We start from the raw sequence: 16,672 nt of genomic DNA, 5'->3' as shown, positions 1-16,672 counted from the left end.
GACGAGGAGGCGGCCACCGGCGGTGCCCGAACCGGCGAAGGGCACCGCGAGGCGGCCGGAACCCTCCTGCCCCGGCAGCTACTTGGCGCAGGCGTCGACGTCGTCCGCCTGCACCCGCTGGAGGTCCTCGGGCGCCGCGGTCGGCGCCGCCCCCGGGGTGGCGGGCGCGCTCAGGGCGTCCTTGCCGAGCACCAGGAGCAGCCCGGCCTTCGGGTCCGTCTTCGCGGCCGGCTTCACGGCGTCACCCGGCAGCCCGAGGGCGGCGGCCAAGGCGTTGGCCTCGGCCTCCTGGCCCGCCGGGTAGGAGACCGTGGTGCTCGCGGCGACCGGCGCGTCGCTGCCGACCGCGGCCTTGGCGAAGCCCTTCGCCTGGAGCTTCTCGACGGTCGGCCCGGACTGCCCGCGCTTGCCGCTGCCGTTGCGGACCGTCACCTGGACGCCCTTGGTGTCCACCGCCGGGGCGGTGGCGGCGGGCGTCGTCGGGGCGGCCGAGCCGGCGCCGTCGGGCGCGGGCGGGGCGGCCGTCTCGGTCAGCGAGCGGTCGCCCGCGACCATCGCGAACACCTGGGAGGCGTCCGGCTGCTTGAAGATCACCCGGTCCTTGTCCTGGGGGTCGTCCACGACGGGCACGGTGGCGAAGGTGATGTTCTTGGTGTCCACCTTGCTGATGTCCAGCGCGAGGTCCTTCAGCTTGTCCACGCTGCCGATGCCGTCGTCCACGGTGAGCGCCTTGGTGGCGGCGTCCGCGAGCTTGTAGAGCTTGGCGGGGTTGGTCAGGGTGTCGTCGGTCTTGATCTTGCGGATCATCGAGCTGATGAACTGCTGCTGGAGCGGGATCCGGCTGAGGTCGCCGCCCTGGCCGACCGCGTGCCGGGTGCGGACGAAGGCCAGCGCCTCCTCGCCCTGGACCACGTGCCGGCCCTTGGTCATCTTGAGGTGCGAGTCCTTGTCGTTGATGTCCTTGGCCGCGCAGACCTCGACCCCGCCGACCGCGGTGGACAGGGTCTTCACCGCCTCGAAGTTGACCTGCACGAAGTGGTCGACCCGGATCCCGGTGTTCTTCTCGACGGTCTTCCAGGTGCAGCCCGCGTCCCGTCCCGCCTGGCCGAGGCTGTTGTTGAACATGTCCCGCGCCGAGCCCGGGATCTTCTTCCCCTGGGCGCTCTGGCACTCCGGGATCGGCAGCATCAGGTCGCGCGGGAGGCTGACCACCGTCGCGTTGGAGCGGTCCTTGGCGATGTGGAACAGCAGCGTGGTGTCGGCGTGCCCGGTGCTGCCCGCGTCACCGTACTCGCGGCCGAGGCCCTCCCGGCTGTCGGTGCCGATCACCAGGATGTTCAGCGCCTCCCCGGCGGCCTTGGGGCGCTCCGCCTCGTCGCCCAGCTGGACCTTGACCGAGGTCAGGTTGTTGTTGAAGTGCTGGTACAGGTAGTACGCCCCGCCGCAGCCCGCGGCCATCACCAGGGCGCCCGTCCCGGCGGTCCACTTGAGCGCGCGCCGGCGCCGGTTGCGCTTGGCGAGGGCGGCAGCCCGCCGCCGGGTGTCCCGGCGGCCCTCTCCGGCCGGTGCCTCGGGTGCCTCGGCGGCCCGGCGGCGCTGCCGGGGGACACCGGGCGCCGGGTCCACCCGGTACCGACCGGATTCCGGTTGCTCCTCGTGCACGGGGGGTTCCCTACCTTCGACCGGTCACGGCTCCGGCCCACCCGTCCTGAGCGGGCCGATCCGGACACAGTAGACGAGCCGAATGGGGGAATCGTTCCGGGTGTGATCTGCATCATGCGTGAACAAAGCGAAGGTAAATTCCGTTCTCCGCCAGACGATTTCCGGACACACCCGCGCCGACCTGCGGCGCGGCGCGGCCCGGGGGGCCCGCTCAGTGCTGCGCGCAGGCGTCCACGTCGGCGGTGCGTCCCTCGAACGTGGGCGAGGCGCCCGCCGAAGGTGACGCCGCCGCCATCGCCGCCTCGGCGGAGCCCGCGTTCGGTCCCGCGCCCGGGCTCGCGTTCGCCGCCGCGCCCGCCGACGGCGCCGACCCGGGCGGCCGGACGGCGACGGGCTGGTCGTCGCGCAGCGCCGTGAACAGCTGGGTGGTCTGCGGCTGCACGAACTCGTCCCGGTCCGAGTCGTAGCGGTACGGGCGGCGCGGCGCGGTCAGGAAGGTCACGTTCGCCGTGGGGACGCCGCGCAGGTCCTGGGTCAGGTCGTACAGCGCGCCGAGCGAGGACAGTCCGCCGTCCGCCCGGACCGAGGAGGTCGCCGCGTCCAGCACCGGCCACAGCCGGGCCGGGTTCAGCAGCACGCCCTGCGACTCCACCTTGCGGATCAGCGCGGCCAGGAACTGCTGCTGACGGCCCATCCGCTGGGTGTCGCTGCCGTCCCCCAGGCTCTCCCGGGCCCGGACGTAGCCGAGCGCCTGCTCGCCGTGCAGGGTCTGCCGGCCGGCGGGCAGGTCGAGCTTGGCGTCCTTGTCGTGGATCGGCTGCGGCACGCACACCTCGACCCCGCCGATCGCGTCCACGATCGTCTTGAAGCCGCTGAAGTCGAGGATCACGTAGTGGTCGATCCGGATCCCGCTCAGCTGCTCGACGGTACGGATCGAGCAGGCCGGGCCGCCCGTCTCGAAGGCCCAGTTGAACTGCATCAGCGCCGGCTTGCTGTGGGTGCCGTCCGGCTTCTCACAGGCGGGGACGCTGACCATGACGTCGCGTGGGACGGAGACCGCCGTCGCGTGCTTCCGGTCGGCGGCCAGGTGCAGGAGGATCGTGGTGTCCGAGCGCTGGGTGCCCGCGTCGGTGCCGTAGGAGCCGTTCGCGCCGGAGCGGTCGTCACTGCCGATCAGCAGGAGGTTCTCGGCGCCCCGCGCGCCGGCGGTGCGGCTCGGCCGTTCGGCCTCCAGCTTGGCGAGCAGCCGGTCGGTGGCCGCGTCGGTCCGGATGTTGCCGTCCAGCTTGCGGTAGGCGATCCAGAGCAGCGCCCCGGTCGCGACCAGCAGGAACGCGACGACGCCGGCGGTGATCATCAGCCACCGCCGGCGCCTGCGCGGGCGTCCGGTCCCGTCCGGGGGAGCGTCCGCGGGGGGAACGTCCGTCGGAGAGGTCTCCGTAGGGGAGTCGTCGGTCGGGGGGTGCTCGGTGTCGTCCTCGGCCATGGCAGGGATACCTACCCGCCGGGCCCGGGCCGGGGGGTCACCCGAGGCGCAGTGTCACCCGTTCGGATTCGGTCCGCTTCTCCCACTGCTCGGCGTCCAGCGCCTGCGAGTTGCGGCACAGCACCACCGAGGCGCCGGCCGCCAGCGGCGCCAGCAGGCCGGCCTCCAGGCCCGCCCAGTCGTCGTACGAGAGGGTGGACAGCACACGGTCGCCGGGCTTCAGGCCGAGGCGGGCCGCTCCCTCCCGGGCCAGCGCGACGGTCTGCTCGCCCGTCAGCTTCAGCGGCAGCCCGTCCACCGCGGTCTCCAGCGCCTGCCCGTCCGGGGCGACGGGGGAGTACGGCGCGAAGCGGTCGCCCTGCCCGGGCACCTCGGCGGCGTAGTCGAGGAAGCCGTCCGGGCGCTGCGGGAAACGGCCGCCGAGCGGGCGCAGGGCGAGCGCCACCCGCTCGCCCTCGCAGGCCTGGGCGGCCGCCAGCCCGTCCGGGCCGCTGACCACCAGGTCCGCGGCGGCCGGGTCGCCGCCCGGCACCGCCGCCACTCCGACCGACCAGCAGGCGAGCAGCCAGACGGCGCTCTGCCAGTGGGCGGGCAGCAGCAGCGCCGCCCGGTCGCCCGGGCCGGCGTTCAGCTCGTCCTGCAGGAGGTTGGCGGTCTTGGCCACCCAGTTGTCGAACGTCCGGGCGGACAACTCCACCCGTTCGCCGGTGGCGTCGTCGTAGAAGGTGACCAGCGGGGCCGCGGGATCGACCGAAGGGGGGCCGCCGCGCAGGAATGCGTGCAGCAGCTCGACGGGGGTGTGGGCATCGGCAGCGAAAGGCGCAGTCATGGTGCGCCCCAGCCTACGGCCTTCGAGTGGGAGGCCGGGAGGGGTGGCCGAACGGCCGCGGGGCGGCGTGGCGAGCGGTCCGGTTTGCGGCGACGATCCGAATTATGCGCCTTTCACTACCAGCCGTTCTGCTCGCCGGCTGCACCGCTGCCCTGCTCGTCCAACCCGCCGCCTCCGCCGCCGACCCGTCCGGCCCCCAGCGCCGCGACTTCGCCGACGGCGGCTCGACCACCTCGTTCCCGCTGCCCGCCGGCCACGGCCTCGCCCCGCGCGGCACCCGGCCGTTCGAACTCCTCGGTGTCAGCTGGGACGGCCCGCCGGACGCACTTGCCGGCGCCGACATCCGGATCCGCACCCGGGACGCGGACACCGGCCACTGGGGCGACTGGCGGCGGCTCGAAGCCGAGCCCGAGGACGGCCCCGACCACTCGCCGCACGGCGCCACCGCACCCCTGTGGACCGGTCGCAGCGACGGCGTCGCGGTCGACGTCCGGACCGGCCCGGCAGGAGCGCCGCCCGGACTGCGGCTCGAACTCGTCGACCCCGGCCGGGGCGCCGCCGCACCGGCCGCACGGACCCTGCCCGCCGAGCCCCACGAGCCCGCCGACGGGCACCAGGCCCCACGCCCGGCCATCGTCACCCGGGCCGGCTGGGGCGCCGACGAGTCGCTGCGCGACCAGAGCTTCGAGTACACCGGCCCGGTCCGCGAGGTCTTCGTCCACCACACCGCCACCGCCACCGACTACGCCTGCGGCGACGCCCCCCGAGTGATCCGGGCGATCTACCAGTACCACGTCAAAACCAGCGGCTGGCGCGACATCGGCTACAACTTCCTGGTCGACCGCTGCGGCACCGTCTACGAGGGCCGCGCCGGCGGCGTCGACCAACCCGTCCACGGCGCCCACACCCTCGGCTTCAACACCGACTCCTCCGGCATCGCCGCGATCGGCACCTACGGCGGCGACCAGCCGCCCCAGCCCCTCCTCGACGGCCTCGCCGCCATCACCGCCTGGAAACTCGGCCTCACCGGCCAACCCGCCGACGGCCACAGCAAGCTCACCTCGGCCTCCGACGCCAGCCGCTACCCCAAAGGCACCGTCGTCGACTTCGACACCGTCTCCGGCCACCGCGACGCCTTCAACACCGAATGCCCCGGCAACGCCCTCTACGCCCAACTCCCGGCCCTGCGCGCGGCAGCGACCCGCCTCCAGACCCAGAGCCCCTGACCCGCCGACGCCGCCTCCCGCGCCCGGCTCCTTCCCCCCTTCCCCTGGCCCCGCGCCCCGACAGGGCGCGGGGAACCGCGCGCGGCAGGCGCGTCGGGGCCACCCGATCGCGAACGCTCAGTTGCCGCCCCCCACCTCACTCCACCGCCGTACCAACCCCCGCAGCTCCTCCGTCAGCCCCGCCCCCAGATCCGGCCGGAGGTCGTACCGCGCGGGGGTGTTCTGCAGCAGCGCGATCCGCCACCCCGCCCCGGCGTTCACCGCGATCACCGTCTGCACCGCGTTGAGCCCCGGGTCCAGCTCCTGCGCGCCGTCCGGCACCATCCCGGCGACGGCCTCCAGCTGCGCCACCCCGGCCCCGAGGGCCCGCACCCGCCGTACGGTGGCCACGTACCGGGGCGTCGCGTGGTCGGCGAAGATCCGGCCCAGCTCGGCGGCGATCACCGACCGTCCCCGGTGTCCGCTCCCGTCGAAGCCGATCGCTTCCCCGTCCACCGCGAACGGCCCGGCGAAGGCCGCGCCGTCCCGCTGGTTCCATCCCTCCAGCATCCGGCGGTACAGCGCCCGCACCGCGATCTCGTCCTCGGAGGGCAGTTCCGGCAGCCGCGTATCGTTCATATCCCCATGGTCGGTGACGGCAGCGAAGGAGGCGACGGCAGTGGCGGACGGTACGGCCGGCGGCTCGGTGCGGCGCTGGCGGCCGGGTTTCCCGCTGGACGCGGCCCGGACGCTGCTGCCGCTGCGCCGCGGCCCCGCCGACCCGTCGTACCGGACCGCCGGGGACGGCGCCGTCTGGCGCGCCTCCCGTACCCCGGCGGGTGTCGGTACCTTGCGCGTGCTGTCGCACCCCGCCGCGGGCGAGGTCGAGGCGACCGCCTGGGGTCCTGCCGCGGACTGGCTGCTCGACCGGCTTCCCGTGCTGCTGGGCGCGGAGGACGAGCCGGAGGCGCTGGTGCTGCCGCCCGGTCCGCTGCGGGACGCGCAGCGCCGTACCGCCGGGGTCCGGCTGAGCCGGACCGGTCTGGTGCTGGAGTCCCTCGTCCCGGCGATCCTGGAGCAGAAGGTCACCACCGACGAGGCCTACCGCGCCTGGCGGACCCTGTTGCGGGACTTCGGCACCCCGGCGCCGGGCCCGGCCGAGGGCATGCGGGTGGCGCCGTCGGCCCGGGAGTGGGCGCTGATACCGAGCTGGGAGTGGCACCGGGCGGGCGTGGACCCGAAGCGGTCCGCGACCGTGATGCGGGCGGTCCGGCTGGCGCCGCGCCTGGAGGAGGCGTCGGCGATGGGCCACGGGGAGGCGTTCGCCCGTCTCACCGCCGTGCCGGGCATCGGTGTCTGGACGGCGGCCGAGACCCTGCAGCGCAGCAACGGCGACCCGGACGCGGTCTCGGTCGGCGATTTCCACCTGCCCAACCTGGTCGGCTGGGCCCTGGCCGGCCGACCCCGCAGCGACGACGCCCAGATGCTCGCCCTCCTGGAGCCCTTCCGCCCGCACCGCCACCGGCTCTGCCGCCTCCTGCTGGCCGTCGGCGCCCGCGCCCCCCGCTACGGCCCCCGCCTCACCCCCAACGACCACCGCCACCGCTGAGGAGAGGCCGCCCCGGTGTACACCCGCGTGGGTCGGTGGGCAACCGCCGCGGGATCTCCCGGGGCCGCTGATCCCTACCGCACCTCGATGAAGGTGTCGGCGCTGCGTTCCGGGCGTTCGCGGGGCGGCTCGGCGGGGCGGCCGACGGCGATGGCGCCCATCGGGTCCCAGTCGGCGGGCAGGTCCAGGGCGGCGCGGACGGTGTCGCGGCAGAACATGGTGGAGGAGACCCAGGCGGAGCCGTAGCCCTCGCCGGTGAGGGCGACCAGCAGGTTCTGTACGGCGGCGCCGACGGCGACGGTGAACATCTCCCGTTCGGCGCCGGCGCGCCGGGTGTCGGGGTAGTCGTGCGAGCCGTCCATGACCAGGCAGGGCACCACCAGGTACGGCGCGTCGCGCAGGACGTCGCCGCGGGCGGTGCGACGGGCGATCTTGGCCTCGTCCCAGCCGTCGAGTTCGCGCAGGTCGCGCTGCCAGGCGGCGAGCATCGCGTCGAGCAGCCGGGTGCGGGTGTCGGGTGACTCCAGCAGCACGAACCGCCAGGGCGTGGTGTGGTGCGGGGCGGGCGCGGTGACGGCGGCCGCGACCGCGCGGCGGACGGCGGCCGGGTCGACCGGTTCGGCGGTGAAGGAGCGGACGGTGCGCCGCAGGGTGACGGCCTGCCGCAGTGCCTCGGAGGTGCCGAGCCGGAACATGTCGTCCGTGGCGGGCCGCACCAGTGGCCGGGTGCCCGTGCCGTCCTCGGCGGTGACCAGGTGGCCGAGCCCGCGGACGACCGCGACCGGGACGCCGGTGGCCTTGCCCTTCACCAGGTCGGCGGCGGCGGCGAGTTCGTCGGCGGTCGCGGTGACGGTCATTTCCAGCGCGTTGCCGTGGCTGTCGGTGCGCCCGCGGTGGTCGTCAAGGGCGGACAGTCCGGCGGCGCCGATCGCGACGTCGGTGAGCCCGTTGCGCCAGGGCCGCCCGAAGGTGTCGGTGACGACGACGGCGAGCCGGCGGCCGGTGAGGTGCTGCAGCCGGGCCCGCAGCGCGCGGGCCGAGGCGTCCGGGTCCTCGGGCAGCAGCAGCACGGTGCCGGGGGCGGTGTTGGAGGCGTCGACGCCGGCGGCGGCCATGACGAAGCCGTTGCGGTTCTCGACGATCCGGACCGGTCCGCGCCGGGCGATGACCCGGACGGTCTCGGCGTCGATCGCGGCCTCGCGGTCGGCGGCGTGCTGCAGCCGGCCCTCGGCCTTGCTGACGATCTTGGAGGTGACCAGCAGGATGTCGCCGTCCAGATACGTCCCGGCCTTGGCGATCAGCTCGGCGAGGTCGGCCCCGGCATCGACCTCCGGGATCCCCTCGATGCCCAGGATCTGCAGCGGCGCGGTCACGAGCGGACCTGATCCGCCAGTGCGAGCGCGGCCCAGGCCATCTGGGCGGTGGTCTCGATGTCGGTCATCAGCAGGGGGACGGCCCGGCAGGCGATTCCGCCGGCCTCGACCGCGGCCACCGACGCCTCGTCGGCGGTGTCGACCAGCCAGCCGTCGAGGAGGTCGGAGCCGTAGTTCAGCGCGACCGCCTCCGCCGTCGCCTCGACGCCGACGGCGGCGAGCACCTTGTCGGCCATGCCGCGCACCGGCGCCCCGCCGATGATCGGGGAGAGCCCGACGACCGGCGCCGGGGCGGCGACGACGGCCTCCCGGATGCCGGGGACGGCGAGGATGCTGCCGATCGAGACGACCGGGTTGGACGGCGGGAAGAGGATGATGTCGGCCGCGGCGATCGCCTCCAGCACGCCGGGCGCGGGCTTGGCGGTGTCGGCGCCGACCGGGATGATCGCCTCGGCGTCCACGGCGGCGTGCAGCTTGACCCAGTACTCCTGGAAGTGGATCGCCCGGGTGCCCTGCTCGTCGGTGATCCGCACGTGCGTCTCGACCCGGTCGTCGCTCATCGGCAGCAGCCGCACGCCGGGCTTCCAGCGCACGCACAGCGCCTCGGTCACCTGGGTGAGGCTGTATCCGGCGGTGAGCATCTGGCTGCGGACGAGGTGGGTGGCGAAGTCCCGGTCGCCGAGCCCGAACCACTCGGGGCCGACGCCGTACTCCTTCATCTCGTTCTTGATCGACCAGGTCTCGTCGGTCCGGCCCCAGCCCTGTTCCTCGTGGATGCCGCCGCCGAGGGTGTACATCACGGTGTCGAGGTCGGGACAGACCTTGAGGCCGTAGAGGTGGATGTCGTCGCCGGTGTTGCCGATGACGGTGATCTCGTCCTGCGGTCCGACCGCCGCGAGGAGCCCGCGCAGGAAGCGCGCTCCGCCGATTCCGCCTGCCAGTGCCACGATGCGCATGGGGTCATCCTGCCACGATCGGACCGTCCGTCAGCCCGGCGTCAGTGCGCCTCGGCCTGCGCCTGCTGCTGGTCCGCGTGCGGCTGCGCGTGCTGCTCGGGGAGGGCGGTGGCGCCGTACTGGTTCATCTCGGTGAGGCCGGGGGTGTAGAGGTGGATGGAGACGGCGGGTTCGAGCGCGCCGTTGACCACCTCGTGCAGGTAGCCGGAGGAGAAGACGCGCTGCCCGCCGGGCTTCAGGGTGCGGGCGCCCTCGCCCGCGTGCGTGAGGGAGCGCTCGATGAGCTCGCCCCGGACGACGGTCATCACGCCGGAGGACTCGCCGTGGTCGTGGAAGCCGCTGCTCTGGCCGGGCAGCCAGCTGAGCAGCCAGATCTCGTAGCCGGGGCCGGTGGCCAGGCGGGCGTACCAGCGGGTCAGTGCGTCGTAGCGGACGAGCGGTTCCCAGCGGGCGCGGTCGGCGGCGATCTCGCGGACCAGCCGGGCGTAGCCGGCGACGGTGGTGGGGTGGGCGGGCAGGTCGGTGCGGGCCAGGTGCGGGAACGCGAGCGGGTCGCCGGCGATGGAGACGTCGCTGAGCCCGTCCGTCCAGCGCTGCCCGTCCGTCCGGCGCTGCCGGTCAGGGTGGCGGGGGGAGTGGCTGGGGGTGAGGCCAAGGCGGGCGAGCTTGTTGCGGTCGCGGTTCCGCCGGCGGATGCGGATGATGCGCACGGGAGTCGTCCTCGGAGGAGTCGGCTGGTTCGTCGGGATCAGCCGGATCCGGGATGTCCTGGGGCGGGAATCGCGGGCGGCCTCTGTGCTTCCTGGGGGCGGCGCGCGGTGGGACGCGGGCGCCTAGATACAGCAGGAACAGAGGCGACAACAAGAGTTCACGGCACGGCGGAGCGTGGAACCGCTCCGGGGGCTGGCGAACTCTGACATAGGGGAAAGGACACCGCATCCGCAGGGTCGGTGTCAAACGGAAGGATGAGGCATTCGAGTGGATTCGGTCCGGATCTTGCCCTGATGGGGTGATTCATCACTCTCTATGTTTCGATGGGAAGATCGCCGGGAAGGCAGGCCGATGACCGGCCTGTGGTGGTGACCAAGGGTCACCTGGCGAATGGTTGCGGACGGTTCGGCACTGTTCAGGGCCTTACGGCAGAAGGTCCGTTGTGTCCGGATATGTACACTATTCGTAACGGCTTGGTGCCGGGGAGTGAATCCTGGCCCCAATACCAGAGCTCGGCTTGACTGGGCCAGAGTGACGCAACTGTAATTTCACTCGTGTCGTCAGCCGCACGAGGCAACGGCAACCACGGGGACGCCAAGTAGGGGCAGAGGAGGCGCGCCACATGAGCGAGCTCTTTGAGCTGTTGATCGGGGACGGCATCGCGGAGGAAGAGGAGGAACTCGGCTGGCAGGAGCGCGCGTTGTGCGCTCAGACCGACCCGGAGTCCTTCTTTCCCGAGAAGGGCGGCTCGACCCGCGAGGCCAAGAAGGTCTGCCTCGCCTGCGAGGTCCGCTCGGAGTGCCTGGAGTACGCCCTCGCCAATGACGAGCGTTTCGGCATCTGGGGCGGCCTCTCCGAGCGCGAGCGCCGTCGGCTCAAGAAGAGCGCGGTCTGACGGGGCGGCCCCCGGGCCCCGCTGACCGTTCGACAGCGACGGACAATCGCACAGCTGTACGGGCGCCTCACCGCGGTGGTGGGGCGCTTTCGTGTTCCCGCCCCTTCCCCCGCCACCCCTCCCACCGCCTCCTCCACGGTCTCCCCCGCGGCCTCCTTCACCGTCCCCGCACCGGCACCCCGGACGAACCGTCCACCAGGAGCCGTTAGTGTGGTGCGCCATCCGGTTGCCGTTCACCGGCTGTGTCCACCGAGAACTGGGGCCCGCGCACTCGATGACCGTCTACAGCCACCAGAGCGGCTTCACCGCTTCCCGGCCACCCGCCTACCCGCGCCACCTGGTCACCGCCGTGATCGTCTCGCACGACGGCGCCCGCTGGCTCCCGCAGACGCTGGCCGGCCTGCTCGGGCAGGACCGCCAGGTCCAGCGCGTCCTCGCGGTCGACACCGGCTCCACCGACAACTCCCAGCAGCTGCTCGCCGACACCCTCGCCGACTGGCTCCCCGAGAGCGGCCCGCTCGTCCTCGGCCGCCGGGCCGGCTTCGGCACCGCCGTCGCCGAAGCCGTCTTCAACAGCCCGCCGCTGCGCCCCGAGGACCTGTCCTACCGGCTCGACCCCTCCGGCTACGACCCGGTCACCGGCGGCTGGGACGACTTCGGCGACCCGCTCGCCCAGGAGGACGACCTCGGCCGCGGCGGCCCGCGCGAGACCGAGCCGGTCGAGTGGCTCTGGCTGCTGCACGACGACTGCGAGCCGCAGACCGACGCGCTGCGCCGCCTGCTCCAGGTCGCCGACTCCACCCCCAGCGCGGCCGTGGTCGGCCCCAAGCTGCGCAGCTGGTACGACCGCCGCCAGCTCCTTGAGGTCGGCGTGACGATCGCCCGCTCCGGGCGGCGCTGGACCGGCCTCGACCGCCGCGAGCAGGACCAGGGCCAGCACGACCAGGTCCGTCCGGTGCTCGCCGTCTCCAGTGCCGGCATGCTGGTGCGCCGGGACGTCTTCGAGGAGCTCGGCGGCTTCGACAAGGCCCTCCCGCTGATGCGGGACGACACCGACTTCTGCTGGCGGGTCAACGCCGCCGGCCACCGCGTCGTGGTCGCCCCCGACGCCGTGCTGCGGCACGCCGAGGCTTCCGCCCGCGAGCGCCGCGCCATCGACTGCGCCTCCTCCCACCCGCACCGGGTGGACAAGGCCGGCGCCGTCTACACCCTGCTCGCCAACTGCCGGGGCGCGCTCTTCCCCTACGTCCTGCTGCGGCTGGTGCTCGGCACCCTGCTGCGGGCCGTCACCAACCTGCTCGGCAAGGACCCGCGCCAGGCCGTCGACGAACTCGCCGGGCTCGGCCACGAACTGGTCCGGTTCCCAAGGCTGTTGGCCGCCCGCAAACGCCGCGCCCGGACCAGGGCCGCGGACGCCCTGGACGACCGCACGCTCTTCCCGGCGCCCGGCGCCACCACCCGGCTGGCCGTCGAGGGCGTCATCGGCTCGCTCGGGATAGGGGGCGGCGACGACACCGGCAGCCGGCACGGCTCGGTCGAGGCCGGCGGCGACGACGACTCCGAGGACCTGGTCGTCGAGCAGTTCGCGCTGATCAAGAAGCTCGCCCGGCGCCCGGCGCCGGTGCTGTTCGCGGCCCTGCTGGTGTTCGCCCTGATCGCCTGCCGCGGCCTGTTCGGCAGCGGCGAGCTGTTCGGCGGCGCCCTGCTGCCCGCCTCCGACGGCGCGGGCGGCCTCTGGTCGATGTACGCGGACGCCTGGCACCCGGTCGGCACCGGCTCCACCGCCGCCGCACCGCCGTACCTCGGCGTGCTCGCGGTGCTCTCCTGGCTGCTGTTCGACCACGCCGACTTCGCGCTCACCGTGCTCGTCGTGCTCACCGTCCCGCTGTCCGCGGTCAGCGCCTACCTGGTGTCCCGGCCGCTGCTGGACTCCAAGCTGGTCCGCGCCTGGGCCAGCGCCACCTACGCGCTGCTGCCCGCCGCGACCGGCGCGCTCGCCCAGGGCCGGATCGGCACCGCCGTCCTCGCCGTGCTGCTGCCGCCGCTGGCCCGCGCCGCGGCGATCGCGGCCGGCCTCGGCATCCGGGACGAGAGCGCCGCCAAGGGCGCCCGCCCGGGCTGGCGACCGGTCTGGATGGCCGTCCTGCTGCTCTCCCTGGCCACCGCCTTCGTCCCGCTGACCTGGGCGCTCGCGGTGCCGCTCTGCCTGGCGGTACTGGTCGTCGCGGTGCTGCGCGGCGGCGCCTTCGGCTCCGGCGGTACGGCGCTGCGGCTGCTCGGCCTGCGCGTCCTGGTGATCCTCGCGGTCCCGGTCGCCGTGCTGGCGCCCTGGTCGCTCAAGGTGCTGTCGCACCCGCAGTCGCTGCTGCTGGAGGCCGGCCTGCCCGGGCTGCACGGCACCGGCGCGAGCGCGGCCGGCCTGCTGCTGGTCAACCCGGGCGGCGCCGGCGTGCCGCCGATCTGGCTGTCGGCGGGTGTCGTGCTCGCCGCGCTCGCCGCGCTGCTGCGCGCCGACCGCCGCCGTGCGGTGCTCGCCGCCTGGGGCGCGGCCGGCGCCGGCCTGGTCTTCTCGGTCGCGGTGGCGGGCACCTCCGTCACCCCGGCCTCCGGCGGCCAGGCGGTGCCCGCCTGGGCCGGCCCGGCCACCCTGATCGCCGGCATCGCCCTGCTGGCCGCGGCCGCGATCGGCGCCGACGGCGCCAACGCCCGCGTCGCCGGGATCGCCTTCGGCTGGCGCCAGCCGGTGGCCGCCCTGGTGGTGGCCGCGGCCGTGCTGGCCCCGCTGGGCACCGGCCTGTGGTGGGCGCTGACCGGCGCCGGCAAGCCGCTGAACCGCGCCGACGCCGGCCAGGTGCCCGCCTTCATCGCCGAGGAGGCCGGCACCACCGACCGGGCCCGCACCCTCGTCGTCACCGGGGAGAAGAGCGGCGGCGCCGTCCGCTACACCGTGCTGCGCGGCGCCGGCCTGACGCTCGGCCAGGCCGAGTCCACCGTCGACCCGGCGACCGGCACCCAGGACGGCCTGAACAAGACGGTCGGCAGCCTGCTGGCCGGCTCCGGCGCCGACCAGGCCGGTGCCCTGGCCGGCTACGGCATCGCCTACGTGCTGGTCGAGCAGCCGGTGATCGGCGTCTTCAAGGACGTCCTGGACACCACGCCCGGCCTGGTCAAGACCAACCAGGACAACGGCACCGCGCTCTGGCAGGTCAGCGGAGCGCCCGCAGTCCGCGCGGTGATCACCAGCCCGGGCGCCGACCCGGTGGCCGTCCCGTCCGGGACCCGCGACCTCGCGGCCACCGTCCCGGCCGGCCCGGACGGCCGGGTGCTGCGCCTCGCCGAGTCCGCCGCCCCCGAGTGGAAGGCCACCGTGGACGGCACCGCGCTGGAGCCCACCACGGTCGACGGCTGGGCGCAGGGCTTCAAGCTCCCGGCCGGCGGCGGCAAACTGACCGTCACCCGGGAGGGCAGCCTCGCCCACACCGGCTGGATCTGGGCCCAGGTGCTGCTCGGCCTGACCATCCTGGTGCTGGCCCTGCCCGGCCGCCGCAGCCACAAGGACGACGACCTGCCCGAGGAGGTGGTGGCCGCCGCCGCGCTGGCCGCCGCCGCCCAGGCGCAGGCTCCCGCTCCCGGCAGCCGCCGGGCCCGCCGGATGGCCGAGCGCGGCGAGGGCGGCGAGCCCGGCGCCGACGAGGCCGGGGTGTACGAGAGCCGGCCGGGCGCGATCCCGGCGCAGCCGGCCGGCGAACCGGTGACCGAGGCGGTCCAGGCGGCCGCCGCCGTCCAGGAGGCCGAGCCGTACACCGACCCGTACCAGACGTACCAGCAGGCCGACCCGTACAGCTACGACCAGTACGCGGCCCAGCAGCCGGTGGCCGCGCCGTACGGCGGCCAGGGCTACGGGGCCCAGGGGTACGACGGGCAGGGGTACGACGGCCAGGGCTACGACAGTCAGGGGTACGACGGCCACCAGCAGCAGGCCTACCCCCAGCAGGGCTATGACCAGCAGGGCTACGAGCAGCCGTACCCGTCGGAGCACCAGCAGTACGGCTACGACGGGTACCAGCAGCCGGAGCACCAGCAGCCCTGGCCCCCGGGGCAGCCGCAGGCCCAGCCCTCCTACGACCCGAACGACCCCAACGGCACCGGCCGGTACCCGCACCAGCCCGGATCGGGGAGCTGACCCGCGATGAAGAAGCCCGCATTCAGGAAGAAGTCCGGCGCCGACGAGGCCCCCGAGCCCGTCGGGACCGCCGTCGCGCCGGAGCCGGCCGCGTCCGCTCCCGCCGCCGATCCTGCCGGCCGTCCCGCCGGGAGGACCGGCGGGACGAAGACCACCCCGTCCCTGCTCGCCGCGGCCGTGGTGCTCGCGGCGGTGTTCGGCATCGCCGAGGTACGCCCGCCGGCCGCCCCGGCCACGGCGGACGGGGCCGCGGCCCCGACCACCGCGCAGGTCGAGCGGACGGGGGCGGTCTGCCCGCAGCCTCTGCAGGGCCTGACCGGCTCGACCACGCTCTCCGCCTACACCCCGCCCGGGACGGGCTCCGCCACCGGCGGCGCCGGCTGGCTCTCCGACGCGGCCGCGCCAGCCGTGCCCGCCGCCCAGCCCTCCGGAACCCCCTCGGCCCCGGCGGCCACCGCGCCCGCCACCCCGGCCCCGACCGGCTCGGGCGCCCCGACCGCCCCGGCCCAGGACAAGAACGCCGCGCCCGCGGACGCCCGGCTGACCCTGACCAAGCCCGGCACCCCGGCCACCGGCCCGGCGGCCAACGGGGACACCGCGTCCGGCACCGGGGCGGTCGCCACCGGCGCCCTCGCCCCGGGCTTCACCGTCACCCAGACCACCGTGGTCACCGAGCAGCGCGGCCTCGGCCTGTCCGGCCTCACCTGCACCCCGGCCGGCACCAGCTTCTGGTTCGCCGGGGCCAGCACGGCCGGCGACCGGGTCGACTACCTGAGCATGGTCAACACCGAGTCCTCCGCCGCCGTGGTCGACATCAAGCTGTACGGCGACAAGGGCCTGATCGAGAACGACGCCGCCAACGGCCTCACCGTCGCCCCCGGCAGCTCCCAGTCCGTCCTGCTGTCGACCCTCAGCAAGGGCGCCGTCACCGACCTCGCCGTGCACGTGGTGGTCCGCTCCGGCCGGGTCGGCGCCGCGCTGCACGCCGCCGACGGCAACAAGGGCGCCGACTGGATCCCGGCCTCGGCCGCCCCGGCCGCCACCCAGGCGCTGCCCGGCCTGCCCGCGGACACCGCCGCCGCGCGCCTGGTGATCTGGGCGCCGCCGGAGGACGACGCCGACCTGAAGATCCAGCTCTCCGGCAAGAACGGCTGGTTCACCCCGGCCGGCAACGAGTCGATCCACGTCAAGGCGGGCATGGTGGCCGCCGTCGACCTCGGCAAGGTCACCCGGGACGAGGTGGCCGGGCTGCGACTGTCGCCCAGCGACCCCAAGCACCCCACCCCGGTCGTGGCCGGGCTGCGGGTCGACCGGGCGGCGGCCAACGGCAAGACCGACGCGGCCTGGCTCACCGGCAGCGATCCGGTCGGCGCCCGCGCCACCGTCGCCGACAACCGGGCCGGCGGCTCCACGCTCTACCTGACCTCCACCGGCGACGCCGCCACCGTCCGGGTCACCGCCTCGGCCGGCAGCGGCGGCGGCACCCCGGCCACCAAGGAGGTCCAGCTCCCGGCCGGCGGCACGGTCGCCCTCCCGGCGCCCGAGCCCGCCGGGCTGAACGGCGTCTTCGCGCTCACCGTGGAGACCGTCTCCGGCGGCCCGGTGGTCGCCGCCCGGATGCTCTCCATCCCCACCAAGGACGTGCCGATGTTCACCGTCCAGGCGCTGCGCGACGACCACAGCACCGTCAAGGTCCCGCAGGCCGCCCAGGACCCGGGCATCGTCCTGCACTGAGCAAGCCGAGCACGCCGAACAAACCGAGC

12 protein-coding genes are annotated in these 16,672 nt (G+C 74.7%); 5 read left to right on the top strand and 7 right to left on the bottom strand.

The window, feature by feature from the left end:
• Positions 1 to 78 precede the first annotated feature (78 nt).
• From ACZ51D_RS40305 to ACZ51D_RS40295, 3 genes are all read right to left on the bottom strand, one after another.
• A complete protein-coding gene (locus ACZ51D_RS40305) occupies positions 79 to 1,662 on the bottom strand; it encodes an LCP family protein (protein ID WP_465665265.1) in 1,584 nt (527 codons plus the stop codon).
• 211 nt (positions 1,663 to 1,873) lie between these two features.
• Positions 1,874 to 3,019 (bottom strand): LCP family protein, encoded by a 1,146-nt coding sequence (locus ACZ51D_RS40300; RefSeq protein ID WP_465665263.1) that lies wholly within the window; start codon positions 3,017 to 3,019, stop codon positions 1,874 to 1,876.
• 166 nt (positions 3,020 to 3,185) lie between these two features.
• On the bottom strand, positions 3,186 to 3,977 hold the full coding sequence (locus ACZ51D_RS40295) for a TIGR03089 family protein (RefSeq protein WP_360507939.1): 792 nt from the start codon (positions 3,975 to 3,977) through the stop codon (positions 3,186 to 3,188).
• Positions 3,978 to 4,081: 104 nt separating this feature from the next.
• On the opposite strand from ACZ51D_RS40295, the gene ACZ51D_RS40290 reads away from it, so the two are divergent.
• Complete coding sequence (locus tag ACZ51D_RS40290) at positions 4,082 to 5,203, top strand: peptidoglycan recognition protein family protein (protein ID WP_465665261.1); 1,122 nt, start codon at positions 4,082 to 4,084, stop codon at positions 5,201 to 5,203.
• A gap of 117 nt (positions 5,204 to 5,320) precedes the next feature.
• Here the strand turns inward: ACZ51D_RS40290 and ACZ51D_RS40285 are convergent, their stop codons facing one another.
• Positions 5,321 to 5,821, bottom strand: a complete 501-nt coding sequence (locus tag ACZ51D_RS40285) for an SgcJ/EcaC family oxidoreductase (RefSeq protein WP_465625935.1) — start codon at positions 5,819 to 5,821, stop codon at positions 5,321 to 5,323.
• Positions 5,822 to 5,861: 40 nt separating this feature from the next.
• On the opposite strand from ACZ51D_RS40285, the gene ACZ51D_RS40280 reads away from it, so the two are divergent.
• Entirely contained in the window at positions 5,862 to 6,791 is a 930-nt protein-coding gene (locus ACZ51D_RS40280) for a DNA-3-methyladenine glycosylase family protein (protein ID WP_465665259.1), read from the top strand.
• A gap of 74 nt (positions 6,792 to 6,865) precedes the next feature.
• On the opposite strand, the gene ACZ51D_RS40275 is transcribed toward ACZ51D_RS40280, so the two are convergent.
• Genes ACZ51D_RS40275 through ACZ51D_RS40265 form a run of 3 tightly spaced genes read right to left on the bottom strand, consistent with a single transcriptional unit; the run spans position 6,866 to position 9,683 of the window.
• On the bottom strand, positions 6,866 to 8,164 hold the full coding sequence (locus ACZ51D_RS40275) for a coenzyme F420-0:L-glutamate ligase (protein WP_465625931.1): 1,299 nt from the start codon (positions 8,162 to 8,164) through the stop codon (positions 6,866 to 6,868).
• Positions 8,161 to 9,120, bottom strand: coding sequence for a 2-phospho-L-lactate transferase (cofD, locus tag ACZ51D_RS40270; RefSeq protein WP_360507951.1), 960 nt, complete (start codon positions 9,118 to 9,120; stop codon positions 8,161 to 8,163). Before cofD ends, ACZ51D_RS40275 begins: the two co-directional genes overlap by 4 nt.
• A gap of 41 nt (positions 9,121 to 9,161) precedes the next feature.
• The gene (locus ACZ51D_RS40265; protein ID WP_465665273.1) at positions 9,162 to 9,683 is read right to left on the bottom strand and encodes a cysteine dioxygenase; all 522 of its coding nucleotides are present in this window, start codon (positions 9,681 to 9,683) and stop codon (positions 9,162 to 9,164) included.
• A gap of 770 nt (positions 9,684 to 10,453) precedes the next feature.
• Between ACZ51D_RS40265 and ACZ51D_RS40260 the strand changes: the two genes are divergently transcribed.
• The 3 genes from ACZ51D_RS40260 (at position 10,454) to ACZ51D_RS40250 (ending at position 16,643) form a co-directional block, all read left to right on the top strand.
• Complete coding sequence (locus ACZ51D_RS40260) at positions 10,454 to 10,726, top strand: WhiB family transcriptional regulator (RefSeq protein WP_063349134.1); 273 nt, start codon at positions 10,454 to 10,456, stop codon at positions 10,724 to 10,726.
• A 208-nt stretch (positions 10,727 to 10,934) separates the two neighbouring features.
• Positions 10,935 to 14,909, top strand: coding sequence for a glycosyltransferase (locus ACZ51D_RS40255; RefSeq protein WP_465665257.1), 3,975 nt, complete (start codon positions 10,935 to 10,937; stop codon positions 14,907 to 14,909).
• A 6-nt stretch (positions 14,910 to 14,915) separates the two neighbouring features.
• Entirely contained in the window at positions 14,916 to 16,643 is a 1,728-nt protein-coding gene (locus ACZ51D_RS40250) for a DUF5719 family protein (RefSeq protein WP_465665255.1), read from the top strand.
• Positions 16,644 to 16,672 lie beyond the last annotated feature (29 nt).

It is taken from the genome of Kitasatospora sp. NPDC033851 (assembly GCF_055576085.1).
This window is presented reverse-complemented; position numbering and strand designations above follow the sequence as displayed.

Excerpts from the sequence above, each read along its gene's own strand:
- ACZ51D_RS40300 (WP_465665263.1), bottom strand. The coding sequence starts at position 3,019 with ATGATCACCGCCGGCGTCGTCGCGTTCCTGCTGGTCGCGACCGGGGCG.
- ACZ51D_RS40295 (WP_360507939.1), bottom strand. The coding sequence starts at position 3,977 with ATGACTGCGCCTTTCGCTGCCGATGCCCACACCCCCGTCGAGCTGCTG.
- ACZ51D_RS40290 (WP_465665261.1), top strand. The coding sequence starts at position 4,082 with ATGCGCCTTTCACTACCAGCCGTTCTGCTCGCCGGCTGCACCGCTGCC.
- ACZ51D_RS40285 (WP_465625935.1), bottom strand. The coding sequence starts at position 5,821 with ATGAACGATACGCGGCTGCCGGAACTGCCCTCCGAGGACGAGATCGCG.
- cofD (WP_360507951.1), bottom strand. The coding sequence starts at position 9,120 with ATGCGCATCGTGGCACTGGCAGGCGGAATCGGCGGAGCGCGCTTCCTG.
- ACZ51D_RS40260 (WP_063349134.1), top strand. The coding sequence starts at position 10,454 with ATGAGCGAGCTCTTTGAGCTGTTGATCGGGGACGGCATCGCGGAGGAA.
- ACZ51D_RS40250 (WP_465665255.1), top strand. The coding sequence starts at position 14,916 with ATGAAGAAGCCCGCATTCAGGAAGAAGTCCGGCGCCGACGAGGCCCCC.